Raw genomic sequence first — 13,919 nt, 5'->3', positions numbered from 1 at the left:
TGGCCGAAACTAAATCGAGAATCTAATGAGTGACTACAAAACTACCCTGAATTTGCCGGAAACAGGGTTCCCGATGCGTGGCGATCTGGCCAAGCGTGAACCTGACATGCTGAAACGTTGGTATGAACAGGATTTGTACGGAATTATTCGTCAGGCGAAAAAGGGCAAGAAATCCTTCATTTTGCATGACGGCCCTCCGTATGCAAATGGCAACATTCACATTGGTCACTCAGTTAACAAGATTCTGAAAGATATTATTGTCAAATCCAAAGGGTTGGCCGGCTATGATTCGCCGTACGTGCCAGGATGGGACTGCCATGGCCTGCCTATCGAACTGAAGGTTGAGCAACTGATTGGCAAGCCGGGCGAGAAGGTGAGCGCGGCGGAGTTTCGTCAGGCCTGCCGCAAGTATGCGGCGGAGCAGGTTGAAGGGCAGAAGAAAGACTTTATCCGCCTCGGCGTGCTGGGCGATTGGGATCGCCCGTATCTGACCATGGATTTCAACACCGAGGCGAATATCATTCGCGCTCTCGGCAAGATCATCGACAACGGGCATCTGCACAAAGGGGCTAAACCGGTGCACTGGTGTGCCGATTGCGGTTCTGCCCTGGCGGAAGCCGAGGTGGAGTATTACGACAAAACCTCTCCATCTATTGATGTGGCTTTTACGGCCGTTGATGCGGCGGCGGTGGCGGCGAAATTCGGTGTCGCTTCTGTGGCAGGCCCGATTGCACTGGTTATCTGGACCACCACCCCATGGACGCTGCCCGCGAACCGTGCGATCTCGCTAAATGCTGATTTCGTTTACCAACTCGTACAGATCGAGGGTAAAGCTCTGATCCTGGCCGCTGAGTTGGTAGACAGCGTGATGGCGCGCCTGGGTGTCACCAACTGGACCGTGCTGGGCGACTGCAAGGGTTCCGACCTTGAACTGCTACGCTTCAATCACCCGTTCCTGAATTTCGATGTACCTGCAATTCTGGGCGACCATGTCACGCTGGATGCCGGTACCGGTGCGGTGCATACCGCGGGCGGTCACGGTCCGGATGACTACGTCATCAGCCAGAAATACCAGCTCGAAATCGCTAATCCGGTGGGACCGAACGGTTGCTATCTGCCGGGCACGCACCCGAATCTGGACGGCAAGTTCGTCTTTAAAGCCAATGACCTCATCGTTGAGATGCTGCGTGAACGCGGCGCGTTGCTGCATGTGGAAAAACTGCAACACAGCTATCCGTGCTGCTGGCGTCACAAATCGCCAATCATCTTCCGTGCCACGCCGCAGTGGTTCGTCAGCATGGACCAAAAAGGACTGCGTCAGCAGTCGCTGTCTGAAATCAAAGGCGTGCAGTGGATCCCCGATTGGGGTCAGGCACGCATCGAGTCCATGGTGGCCAACCGCCCAGACTGGTGTATCTCGCGCCAGCGTACCTGGGGCGTGCCGATGTCGCTGTTTGTCCACAAAGAGACCGAAGAACTGCACCCACGCACGCCGGAGCTGATCGAAGCGGTGGCTAAACGCGTTGAGCAGGACGGCATTCAGGCATGGTGGGATCTCGACCCGGCCGATCTGCTGGGCGCTGATGCTGCCAATTATGTCAAAGTGCCGGACACGCTGGATGTATGGTTCGATTCCGGATCGACCCACGCCTCCGTGGTGGATGTACGACCGGAATTTGCCGGGCATGCGGCCGATATGTATCTGGAAGGCTCTGACCAGCATCGCGGCTGGTTTATGTCTTCGCTGATGATCTCTACGGCGATCAAGGGTAAAGCCCCGTATCGTCAGGTGCTGACCCACGGCTTTACCGTTGATGGTCAGGGCCGCAAAATGTCCAAATCCATTGGCAACACCATTGCGCCGCAGGACGTGATGGACAAGCTGGGTGCGGATATTTTGCGTCTGTGGATCGGTTCCACCGACTATTCCGGCGAGATCGCGGTGTCCGATGAAATCCTCAAACGCTCTGCTGATGCCTATCGTCGTATCCGCAATACCGCGCGTTTCCTGCTGGCGAACCTGAATGGGTTCGATCCGGCGTTGCATAGCGTGAAACCGGAAGAGATGGTGGTGCTGGATCGTTGGGCGGTAGGCTGCGCGCAAGCCGCACAGCAAGAGATTGTTGAAGCCTATGAAAGTTACGATTTCCACCGTGTGGTGCAACGCCTGATGCAGTTCTGCTCCATCGAAATGGGGTCGTTCTATCTGGACATCATCAAGGATCGCCAGTACACCGCCAAGCATGACAGCGTGGCGCGCCGTAGCTGCCAGACTGCACTGTTCCACATTGTCGAAGCGCTGGTACGCTGGATGGCACCGATCATGTCCTTCACCGCCGATGAAGTCTGGGGCTACTTGCCGGGCGAACGCGCACAATACGTGTTTACCGAAGAGTGGTATGACGGCCTGTACGGACTGGCGGAAGAGGAAACCCTGAACGATGCGTTCTGGGCCGACATGCTGAAGGTGCGTGCCGAAGTGAACAAGGTGATTGAGCAAGCGCGTAACGACAAGCGTATTGGCGGTTCGCTGGAAGCAGCGGTAACGCTGTATGCCGATGCAGATCTGTCCGAGAAGCTGGGTCGTCTGCAACAGGAACTGCATTTTGCACTGCTGACCTCCAAGGCGCGGGTTGAACGCTATGAGGATGCTCCGGCGGATGCGCAAGCGAGTGAACTCTCTGGCCTGAAAATTGCCTTAAGCAAAGCGGATGGGCACAAGTGCCCGCGTTGCTGGCACTATGAGTCCGATATCGGTGTGGATGCTGCACACCCAGAGGTATGCGGACGCTGTGCCACGAATGTGGGCGGTAATGGCGAAGAGCGTAAATTTGTCTGATGAATAAATCGATCTGTTCAAGCGGGTTGCGCTGGCTGTGGCTGGTGCTGGTAGTGTTGGCGGTGGATCTTGGTGTCAAATACTGGGTGCTGGCGAATTTTGAACTGGGTGAGACCTGGGCGCTGTTTCCCTCGTTAAACCTACACTATGCCCGTAACTACGGTGCAGCATTTAGCTTCCTGGCAGATAAAGGCGGCTGGCAGCGCTGGTTCTTTGCCGGTGTCGCCATCATGATCGTGGTGGCGCTGCTGGTGATGATGTACCGTAATCGCGCCGATCAGAAGCTGAGCAATATCGCCTATGCACTGATTATTGGCGGTGCACTGGGGAACCTGTTTGACAGAACCTGGCACGGCTTTGTGGTCGATTACATTGACTTCTACGTCGGTAACTGGCACTTCGCGACGTTCAATCTGGCGGACACGGCTATCTGTATCGGGGCCGGTCTGGTGGTGTTGGAAGGCTTTCTGACACCTCACGACGCCTCGGCCAAGCCGAAGGGGCAGGCATGACGCAAAGCGTACAGAATACCAGTGCCGTATTGCTGCATTTTATGCTGACGCTGGAAGATGGTAGCGTTGCGGAATCGACCCGCGAACGGGGTAAACCTGCACTGTTTCGCCTGGGGGATGAGAGTCTGTCTCCCGCGCTGGAACAGCAACTCCTCGGCTTGCGCCGGGGCGATAAACACCGTTTCACGTTGCCCCCGGAATCGGCTTTCGGGCCGTCCAATCCGGATTTGATTCAGTTCTTTCTGCGTCGCGATTTTGCTGAAACTGGCGTACCTGACGTGGGCACTATCATGCTGTTCAGCGGCGTGGCAGGTAATGATATGCCCGGTGTGATTCGTGACGTGGCGGAAGAGTCGATTACGGTCGATTTCAATCATCCGCTGGCGGGTCATCACGTTAGTTTTGATGTTGAGGTAATGGATATCGATCCTGTCGCGCAGGAGGTTGAGCGTGCAAATCTTACTGGCTAACCCACGTGGTTTCTGTGCGGGCGTCGATCGCGCAATCAGCATTGTCGAGCGTGCGCTGGAAATTTATGGTACGCCGATTTATGTACGCCACGAAGTGGTGCATAACCGCTATGTGGTGGATGGCTTGCGTGACCGCGGTGCGATCTTTATTGAAGAGATTGGCGAAGTGCCTGACGGCGCAATCCTGATTTTTTCTGCGCACGGCGTGTCTCAGGCCGTGCGGGCAGAGGCGAAGAATCGCGATCTGACTGTCTTTGATGCCACTTGTCCGTTAGTGACCAAGGTCCATATGGAGGTGGCGCGTGCCAGCCGCAAAGGGGTAGAAGCTATCCTGATCGGTCATGCGGGCCACCCTGAAGTAGAAGGCACCATGGGGCAGTACAGCAACGATGACGGCGGCATGTATCTGGTGGAGTCGCCGGAGGATGTGTGGAATTTGCAGGTCAAAGATGAGGGTAACCTCTGCTTTATGACGCAAACCACGCTGTCGGTGGATGACACCTCTGCGGTGATCGATGCACTGCGTGAGCGTTTCCCACAAATTATCGGTCCGCGTAAAGACGATATCTGCTACGCCACCACGAACCGTCAGGAAGCGGTGCGTTATCTGGCGGAACGCGCCAACGTAGTGCTGGTGGTTGGGTCGAAAAACTCGTCCAACTCCAACCGGTTGGCTGAGCTGTCCCAGCGAGCGGGCATCCCCGCTTACCTTATCGACTCTGCGAATGATATTCAGGAGCGTTGGCTGACCGACGCCGCATGCGTGGGGGTGACGGCGGGTGCTTCTGCGCCGGATATTCTGGTTCAGCAGGTAATAGAACGCCTTAAATCCCTGGGGGGAAAAGTCGCGCTTGAGCTTGAAGGCCGTGAAGAGAATATTGTCTTTGAAGTACCGAAAGAGCTGCGCGTGGACGTGAAGCAGATCGATTGATACTGGAATGAGACAGGTAAAAATAGCAGGGTGATATCCCTGCTATTTTTTTGCCTGAATCTTCACCTTTTTCGAATGCATAAAAACTGCATGATTATGCGTCATTACCTCTCTGGCATATTCGGTTGAATTTGCCAGCCACTGTGCTTCGAACGCCTTCTGAGGGATAGCTTTTACTGATTATTCCTCCTTTTTGTCAGTAATTTCTAATCCTGTGTGAAATCCACTGGCAGCCGTCGCGTTGGATCGCTAACCTGAGAACGTTTTTACGGCGCAAGTGAAAAAAGAGAGATAACGATGAAGGATGCAATACGTGTAGCGATTGCCGGTGCCGGCGGTCGAATGGGGCGTCAACTGATCCAGGCTGTTTCGCAGATGGAGGGCGCTGTGCTCGGTGCGGCGTTGGAGCGTGAAGGCTCATCACTGGTTGGGGTCGACGCCGGAGAACTGGCTGGGCTGGGAACGTTGGGCGTTACCGTGCAGGATTCGCTGGATGCGGTGCGTGATGATTTTGATATCTTCGTCGATTTCACGCGCCCGGAAGGCACATTGGCGCATCTGGCATTCTGTCGCCAGCATGGCAAAGGCATGATTATCGGTACCACGGGTTTTGATGATGCAGGCAAAGCGGCTATTAGCGCTGCTGCTCAGGATATTGGCATTGTGTTTGCCGCCAATTTTAGTGTTGGTGTCAACGTGATGCTGAAATTGCTGGAGAAAGCGGCCACGGTGATGGGTGACTACACGGATATCGAGATTCTGGAAGCGCATCACCGTCATAAAGTGGATGCCCCGTCAGGAACGGCGTTGGCAATGGGCGAAGCCATTGCGGGCGCGTTAGGGCGCGATCTGAAAACCTGCGCGGTCTACGCGCGTGAAGGCCACACCGGTGAACGTGTGCCAAACAGTATTGGGTTTGCCAGCTTGCGTGCCGGGGATATCGTCGGTGAGCACACTGCCATGTTTGCGGATGTTGGCGAGCGCATTGAGATTAGCCACAAGGCTTCCAGCCGCATGACATTCGCTAATGGTGCGGTTAGGGCTGCAATTTGGTTGAGGGATAAGAAATCAGGTCTTTTTGATATGAGAGACGTGCTTTCTCTCAATGATCTTTGATTTTATCTTGTTTTTAACTTATTGAATTGGGTGGCTTATCCGCCATCCTTTTTCTATTTACTGTTGTTTTTGTTTTTATTGAGTTGTAATTGGTATAATTTGTATTTACCCTTCTTTTTAAAGCATTTGCTGACGTTTTTTTAACCGCGCATTGCCTTGTCAGGCACTCACTGGCCAAATATTTCCCTCTGGCTAATAATGTCACCAGGCAACCGTTTACTTTGCCTTTTTGATGGCTGTTTTTGTGGCTGTGGTAGGTCAGTGGCGCTGTAAGCCATAAAAAATGGAGAAAAATAGCGGTTGGAGTGGACAAGTTGAACGACCATCATTAAAATGCGCGCAATTTGCCAAAAGTTTACCGAAAAGGTAATTTTTGCATTGATTTGGAGTGGCAAATCTGAATTAATATGCAGATAACATGATTTTTTATTCCTTGGGGGGTGTTTTGATTAAGTCAGCGCTATTGGTTCTGGAAGACGGAACCCAATTCCACGGTCGTGCCATCGGGGCAGAGGGAACGGCAGTGGGGGAAGTGGTCTTCAATACGTCGATGACCGGTTATCAAGAAATCCTCACTGATCCTTCCTATTCTCGCCAGATTGTCACTCTCACTTATCCCCATATTGGTAATGTCGGCACTAACGCCAGCGACGAAGAATCCCCCTCTGTTCATGCTCAAGGCCTGGTTATTCGCGATCTGCCTCTGATTGCCAGCAACTACCGTAATGAAGAGAGCCTCTCGGATTATCTGAAACGCAATAACATCGTTGCCATCGCCGATATTGATACGCGTAAGCTGACGCGCTTGCTGCGTGAGAAAGGGGCGCAGAATGGCTGCATTATTGCTGGGGATGCGCCGGATGCGGCACTGGCTTTGGAAAAAGCCAAAGCGTTCCCTGGTCTGAAAGGCATGGATCTGGCAAAAGAAGTGACGACGCAGGAACGTTATGGCTGGACGCAAGGTAGCTGGACGTTGACCGGCGACCTGCCTGCTGCCAAAGCGGAAAGTGAATTGCCGTACCACGTGGTGGCTTACGACTACGGTGTGAAGCGCAACATTCTGCGTATGCTGGTCGATCGTGGCTGCCGCCTGACGGTTGTGCCTGCCCAGACGTCCGCAGAAGAGGTGCTCAAACTGAATCCGGACGGTATTTTCCTCTCCAACGGCCCTGGCGACCCGGAGCCGTGCGACTACGCCATCAAGGCAATCAAAGCCTTCTTGGAGACCGACATTCCGGTGTTTGGTATTTGTCTGGGTCACCAACTGCTGGCGCTGGCAAGCGGTGCTAAAACGGTCAAAATGAAATTTGGTCACCACGGTGGCAACCACCCGGTAAAAGATTTGGATGCCGACTGCGTGATGATCACCGCGCAGAACCACGGTTTCGCGGTGGATGAAAACTCACTGCCTGCGACGCTGCGCCCGACGCATAAATCGCTGTTTGACGGCTCCCTGCAAGGCATTCATCGCACGGATAAAGCGGCATTCAGTTTCCAGGGACACCCGGAAGCAAGCCCGGGTCCGCACGACGCGGCCCCTTTGTTCGATCACTTTATCGAACTGATTCAATCTTTTCGTGCCAATGGTAAATAATCGGGAGCAGAAAAATGGCAAAACGTACTGATATTAAAAGCATCCTGATCCTTGGTGCTGGCCCGATCGTTATCGGTCAGGCCTGTGAGTTCGACTACTCGGGTGCGCAAGCGTGTAAAGCGTTACGTGAAGAGGGGTATCGCGTCATCCTGGTGAATTCCAACCCAGCGACTATCATGACCGATCCGGAAATGGCCGATGCGACCTATATCGAGCCGATACACTGGGAAGTGGTGCGCAAAATCATCGAAAAAGAGCGCCCGGATGCGGTACTGCCGACCATGGGCGGTCAGACGGCGCTGAACTGTGCGCTCGAGCTTGAGCGTCAGGGTGTGCTGGCGGAATTTGGCGTTACCATGATCGGTGCCACCGCTGATGCTATCGATAAAGCGGAAGATCGTCGCCGTTTCGATATCGCCATGAAGAAAATTGGTCTGGAAACCGCGCGTTCCGGCATTGCACATACCATGGAAGAAGCGCTGGCCGTGGCCGCCGATGTGGGCTATCCCTGCATTATCCGTCCCTCCTTTACCATGGGCGGCAGCGGTGGTGGTATCGCGTATAACCGTGAAGAGTTTGAAGAAATTTGCGCACGCGGTCTGGATCTGTCACCGACCAAAGAGCTGCTGATTGATGAGTCCCTCATCGGTTGGAAAGAGTATGAAATGGAAGTGGTGCGCGATAAGAAAGACAACTGCATCATTGTCTGTTCCATCGAAAACCTGGATGCCATGGGGATCCACACTGGTGACTCTATCACCGTTGCGCCAGCGCAAACCCTGACGGACAAGGAATACCAAATCATGCGTAACGCCTCCATGGCGGTGCTGCGTGAAATTGGGGTAGAAACCGGCGGCTCTAACGTGCAATTTGCGGTTAACCCAAAAACCGGTCGCCTGATCATTATTGAAATGAACCCGCGTGTATCGCGCTCCTCGGCACTGGCTTCCAAAGCGACGGGCTTCCCGATTGCCAAAATTGCCGCCAAGCTGGCTGTGGGCTACACGCTGGATGAGCTGATGAACGACATCACCTGCGGTCGCACCCCGGCGTCGTTCGAGCCGTCCATTGACTATGTTGTTACCAAGATCCCGCGCTTTAACTTCGAAAAATTTGCCGGAGCTAACGATCGCCTGACCACCCAAATGAAATCGGTCGGTGAGGTGATGGCGATTGGCCGCACCCAGCAAGAGTCGCTGCAAAAAGCGCTGCGCGGTCTGGAAGTCGGTGCTACCGGCTTTGACCCAAAAGTGGATCTGGACGATCCGGAAGCGTTGACCAAAATCCGCCGCGAGCTGAAAGACGCGGGTGCTGAGCGTATCTGGTATGTGGCGGATGCTTTCCGCGCTGGCATGTCTGTGGATGGCGTGTTTAACCTGACCAACATCGATCGCTGGTTCCTGGTGCAGATTGAGGAACTGGTGCGTTTAGAAGAGCAGGTTGCTGAGAAGGGCGCGACGGCGCTGACGGCTGATTTCCTGCGTACCCTGAAACGCAAAGGCTTTGCCGATGCGCGTCTGGCGAAGCTGGCCGGTGTGTCTGAAAACGAAATTCGCAAACTGCGCGACAAATACGATCTGCACCCGGTCTACAAACGTGTGGATACCTGTGCGTCAGAGTTCGCTACCGATACCGCGTATATGTACTCCACCTATGATGAAGAGTGTGAGGCTAACCCGAATCAGGATCGCGACAAGATCATGGTGTTGGGTGGTGGGCCGAACCGTATCGGACAGGGCATTGAGTTTGACTATTGCTGTGTGCATGCGGCGCTGGCGCTGCGTGAAGACGGTTATGAAACCATCATGGTCAACTGTAACCCGGAAACGGTTTCAACCGATTACGATACCTCTGACCGCCTCTATTTCGAGCCCGTCACGTTGGAAGACGTGTTGGAAATCGTCCGTATTGAAAAACCGAAAGGCGTCATCGTGCAGTATGGTGGTCAAACACCGCTGAAACTGTCGCGTGCGCTGGAAGCTGCGGGTGTGCCGGTGATTGGCACCAGTCCGGATGCGATTGACCGTGCAGAAGACCGTGAGCGTTTCCAGCAGGCGGTGAATCGTCTGGGTCTGAAACAGCCGGAAAACGCCACCGTAACCTCCATCGAACAAGCGGTGGAAAAAGCGCGCGGCATCGGTTATCCGCTGGTGGTTCGTCCTTCCTACGTGCTGGGTGGCCGTGCGATGGAAATCGTCTACGACGAAATCGATTTGCGCCGTTACTTCCAGAATGCGGTCAGCGTGTCCAACGATGCGCCGGTGCTGCTGGACCGTTTCCTTGATGATGCCATTGAAGTGGACGTGGACGCTATCTGTGACGGCGAACGCGTGCTGATTGGCGGCATTATGGAGCACATCGAACAAGCAGGCGTGCACTCCGGTGACTCTGCCTGTTCATTGCCGGCTTATACGCTGAGCAAAGAAATTCAGGATGTGATGCGCCAGCAGGTAGAAAAACTGGCGTTCGAACTGAGCGTGCGTGGATTGATGAACGTGCAGTTCGCCGTGAAGAACAACGAAGTCTACCTGATTGAAGTGAACCCGCGTGCCGCGCGTACCGTTCCGTTTGTCTCCAAGGCGACCGGCGTACCGTTGGCGAAAGTGGCCGCACGCGTGATGGCGGGCAAGACACTGACGGAGCAGGGTGTCACCAAAGAGGTTATCCCACCGTATTACTCGGTGAAGGAAGTGGTGCTGCCGTTTAACAAGTTCCCCGGCGTTGACCCGATTTTAGGGCCAGAAATGCGCTCTACCGGCGAAGTGATGGGTGTGGGCCTTACCTTTGCCGAGGCGTTCGCCAAGGCGATGCTGGGCAGCAACTCACCGATGAAGAAATCCGGACGTGCCTTGCTTTCGGTTCGTGAAGGCGATAAAGCACGCGTTGTGGATCTGGCGGCCAAGTTGCTAAAACACGGCTTTGAGCTGGATGCGACGCACGGTACCGCCATTGAGTTGGGTGAAGCGGGCATCAACCCACGTCTGGTGAATAAGGTGCATGAAGGACGTCCGCACATCCAGGACCGTATCAAGAACGGCGAGTACACCTATATCGTCAACACGACCGCAGGGCGTCAGGCGATTGAAGATTCCAAGCTGATTCGCCGCAGTGCGTTGCAGTACAAGGTGCACTACGATACGACCATGAACGGTGGCTTTGCCACGGCGATGGCGCTCAATGCGGATCCGACCGAGAAGGTAACCTCGGTGCAGGAAATGCACGCGCAAATTAAAGGTTAATCTACGCTAACCCAGAAAAAGCCAGCGTGCGCGCTGGCTTTTTTATGGGCGGAAATAATAGAACTGTTCATATCTATATCGTATTATTAATAATAAGCCTATCTTAAAAGGAAGCGAGAAAATAGTCTGATTCCATCAGCGATGATTATTTTTTTATAACGATGGCATAAACGTGATGCCTATAGTCCATTCTTTTTGAATGGAGTCAAAAATGCCTGTTTCAGCTATACAGCATCGTCTATCTACAGCATGTTATCTTGATAAACCGTGCAAGAATAAGCGTGAGAAAGTTTTAGAATCAATTAATTCAAATTCCTCTGTAAGTGTTCATGATTTTAGTTCCCACATTAGCCACGTTCAAAACTCACCGAGAATTTTTAGCCCATCACCAGCCCCAGTTTTTGCCCGAAAAGGATCAATGGTAACGACCCTTCAACTCATGTTGTTGTTTAACGTTTTAAACCGAACTGGCGCTGCCTCTTTTGCTTATAAAGAGAATTTATTGTCCATTATGGATAATGACTCCGCACTTGCTAAACGTAATTATTTTATTGACAGCAATCCGGTTTCTGTGTCTTTTGCTGACGATGGGCCGGTTTCCTCTCGGTCCTTGTTGTTGCCAGAAATAGAACAGGAAAGGGCATCATATGCTAATAGCAATAGTATTGTTTTTATTAATCAAAATAGTCATATTCTCTTTGACGATCAAAAAAAGAATGCGCTGATTGCAGCCATTAAACACTATCTTGTGTCTGATGGGCAGTTAAGCCTTGAGGAAGGTCAGGACCTTGAACTGTCATTGCAGCAATGGGCAAAAGCCGGTCCAGTCTTTATTGCTCCACTAAGGGAGAGTACCGATAGAATAAAGCGAGCGTTACTGCCTGAGTTTGATCCTCGAACCGGAGAACATATAAAAGAACACTGCGCCTTTGAGGAAGAGATACTCAATGCTAGCGGTGAGAACGAAGGAAAACTGCTTTTATTTCAAGCCCAGAGAGCAGAGAACCCCTTTAGGATGATTTATGATGACACCGAGGGGGGACCGTTGCCTGAAGCCAGGGGCGCAGCTGCGGGATTAAATTTTGTAACCGATCTGCTGACGCTGGGGATAAAACCGTTAATTGGTAAGCTCATTGCGAATGCAAAACGCCGTGAGTACTATAAAAATCAAGGTGATGAAATTTGTGCCGAGCGGTTTCGTCGGTTGAACATTGCTGAGATAGCAACATCTCTTGATGTTGGTGGTATCTCGTTCAAATTCCGCGGTGTTACCCGAAAAGTGAAACCGACTGAATTGCTGCATACCACTCCGGGTCAGCAAAGAGCAGCTTATTATGTTCGCAATCCGCAAAACGGGATAAAGAAAGAAATTTTACTTGAACTTCAACCGGGTAATACCGCTATCCATACCGAAGGCCGAGAGATCTTCCTGAAACCAACGGATAAACCCAATGAATTTATGACATATCACCCTTATGCGATAAAGCCTGAGTTATTGCAGAGAAAGGTGATTGTCGATGAGGAGACGCTTGCGTGGCGATATGCTGACACTTTCGATACCGCCAACCTTAATGTTGAGGTGAGGGAAGGGAAAAAGCAGATACCGTTGTACGGCGAATATTACGATCTGAACAAAAATGGCGAGGGAAAGTTTGAGATCGTGCTAAGAAAAGCCTCAGGCTCCCACGAGTTTGTGCCGGTATACCTTGAACCATTATCCAACACCTGGCACATGCGTACGCATAACCAGCATCCAGTGTTTACCCACGAACAGGAAAATATAATTAACACGCTCCGCATCGAACCAGACAGGGGGTTCAACTATATTCCCTGCACCAATAATAACCCACGGTATTATGGTTCGGGAAAGATATATCGTGCAGAAAAAATTGACGACACTTCACATTACACCTGGGGACGGTATATTGAAATGAACGGAGACATTGTGCCGGTGAGAGAAGTCGTTTCTCCCGGGCGAGGCGTTCATTATGAGGTATACAACAGTCATTATCCGGATAAGGAACATTATTTGATATCCTGGGACGGTAGGCGCTGGGTATTTGAGCGTCCAACCTCTGTTCATGTATCCCGTTCGCTTGAAAAACAGATCACCGCAGATATGTTTACGCAGAATATTGATGTAACGCATCTCTCTTCTCCAGATAAGAATGGGTTGCTATGGAACGAGAGTAACCAGAGTTATTTGAATATCAACAGCCAATTTATTCGTGTCAAAAAGGTGGGCAATAACCGTTTTCTGCTGATTAAAGCGGTGCATGACCCTAAGATGGTTCTTCGACTGAAGAATAATACCTTTTACAAAGAGAATATCGCCGAAAGGTTGCAGAATATTATGGCGGTAGGTATGGGGGGGAGAAAAAGAAAAACGGCGCTCAGCGTACTTAAAGAGGTTGACGGCTTTAGCGAGGCTTCAGCGGAAAAATTACTCTCTGAGTATCGTTTTCAGGAGAAGGGGCTCTTTAATGACTATGCCTTTGCATTGGAGGTTGAACAAACGGGTAAGATTCCCCCTTGGGCTAAAAGGTTAAAAAAAGACTATCCGCCAGAGCCAGGGACTTCACAGGTTATGGATACCATTACCTTAATGAGGCCCGATTTCCCAGAGCTTAAAGTTGATTTTAATGTAGGTAAGCTCGTCGGTGAGGGGACCAACGGGGAAGTGTTTATTGATGCGGATGATAACGCATATCTGATAAAGGTTTACCTGGAAAATGAGGGGGAATCTATCGCAGAGGCCGTCAAACATGAGGCCGAGGTCTTTAGACGCTATTACGGGGAAGACGCCGCCATGCACCTGGTGGATGAGGAAGGCGTTTCTTATGTCAGAATGTATAAAATTCCTGGGGAAACACTGAGCGCCTTGCCTCCCGGTTCGTTACCGAATAATGCCGAGGAAAAGTTTGTCGATATGATAGAGAGGCTTAACAAGCTGGGCATTATGCATGATGACCTGCATTCTGAAAATGTGCTGTGGGATTCGAGCTCACAATCCTTTTTCCCGATAGATATCAATAATATTAAAGAAAAATTCTTCAAGTCAGATATCAATGAAAAAATAGCCATAAATAACTATGATGAAAAGAATTGGTCTTCAGTATTGAACGATATCGCGGCGAAGAAAAGAAAGCAGCGTAATGCGGAATAAGTGTGGGATGAGTGGATAGGCTATAAAAAAACCAGCGCTTGCACGCTGGTTT

General features: G+C 51.8%; 9 protein-coding genes. 8 read left to right on the top strand and 1 reads right to left on the bottom strand.

Annotation, left to right across the window (positions count from 1 at the left end):
* Positions 1-25: 25 nt before the first annotated feature.
* From ileS to dapB, 5 genes are all read left to right on the top strand, one after another.
* Positions 26-2,839 (top strand): isoleucine--tRNA ligase, encoded by a 2,814-nt coding sequence (gene ileS, locus K6K13_RS18230; protein ID WP_222158247.1) that lies wholly within the window; start codon positions 26-28, stop codon positions 2,837-2,839.
* Positions 2,839-3,351, top strand: a complete 513-nt coding sequence (lspA, locus tag K6K13_RS18225) for a signal peptidase II (protein WP_222158246.1) — start codon at positions 2,839-2,841, stop codon at positions 3,349-3,351. Before ileS ends, lspA begins: the two co-directional genes overlap by 1 nt.
* Positions 3,348-3,821, top strand: a complete 474-nt coding sequence (fkpB, locus tag K6K13_RS18220; RefSeq protein ID WP_222158245.1) for an FKBP-type peptidyl-prolyl cis-trans isomerase — start codon at positions 3,348-3,350, stop codon at positions 3,819-3,821. The genes lspA and fkpB overlap by 4 nt, the downstream gene beginning before the upstream one ends.
* Positions 3,802-4,752: a 4-hydroxy-3-methylbut-2-enyl diphosphate reductase gene (gene ispH / locus K6K13_RS18215; protein WP_222158244.1), complete on the top strand. Its 951-nt coding sequence runs from the start codon at positions 3,802-3,804 to the stop codon at positions 4,750-4,752. The genes fkpB and ispH overlap by 20 nt, the downstream gene beginning before the upstream one ends.
* 297 nt (positions 4,753-5,049) lie before the next feature.
* Positions 5,050-5,868 carry a 4-hydroxy-tetrahydrodipicolinate reductase gene (gene dapB / locus K6K13_RS18210; protein WP_222158243.1) on the top strand — a complete coding sequence of 273 codons (819 nt, stop codon included), beginning with the start codon at positions 5,050-5,052 and terminating at the stop codon, positions 5,866-5,868.
* A gap of 13 nt (positions 5,869-5,881) precedes the next feature.
* On the opposite strand, the gene K6K13_RS18205 is transcribed toward dapB, so the two are convergent.
* A complete protein-coding gene (locus K6K13_RS18205) occupies positions 5,882-6,181 on the bottom strand; it encodes a hypothetical protein (RefSeq protein WP_222158242.1) in 300 nt (99 codons plus the stop codon).
* 132 nt (positions 6,182-6,313) lie between these two features.
* On the opposite strand from K6K13_RS18205, the gene carA reads away from it, so the two are divergent.
* The 3 genes from carA (at position 6,314) to K6K13_RS18190 (ending at position 13,867) form a co-directional block, all read left to right on the top strand.
* Positions 6,314-7,462 (top strand): glutamine-hydrolyzing carbamoyl-phosphate synthase small subunit, encoded by a 1,149-nt coding sequence (carA, locus tag K6K13_RS18200; RefSeq protein ID WP_222158241.1) that lies wholly within the window; start codon positions 6,314-6,316, stop codon positions 7,460-7,462.
* 14 nt (positions 7,463-7,476) lie between these two features.
* Positions 7,477-10,701, top strand: coding sequence for a carbamoyl-phosphate synthase large subunit (carB, locus tag K6K13_RS18195; RefSeq protein ID WP_222158240.1), 3,225 nt, complete (start codon positions 7,477-7,479; stop codon positions 10,699-10,701).
* 211 nt (positions 10,702-10,912) lie between these two features.
* Entirely contained in the window at positions 10,913-13,867 is a 2,955-nt protein-coding gene (locus K6K13_RS18190; RefSeq protein ID WP_222158239.1) for an OspG family effector kinase, read from the top strand.
* Positions 13,868-13,919 lie beyond the last annotated feature (52 nt).

It is taken from the genome of Symbiopectobacterium purcellii (assembly GCF_019797845.1).
GTDB classification, from domain to species: Bacteria; Pseudomonadota; Gammaproteobacteria; order Enterobacterales; family Enterobacteriaceae; genus Symbiopectobacterium; species Symbiopectobacterium purcellii.
Note: the sequence above shows the minus strand (reverse complement) of the source record. Positions and strands in the feature narration are given on the sequence as shown.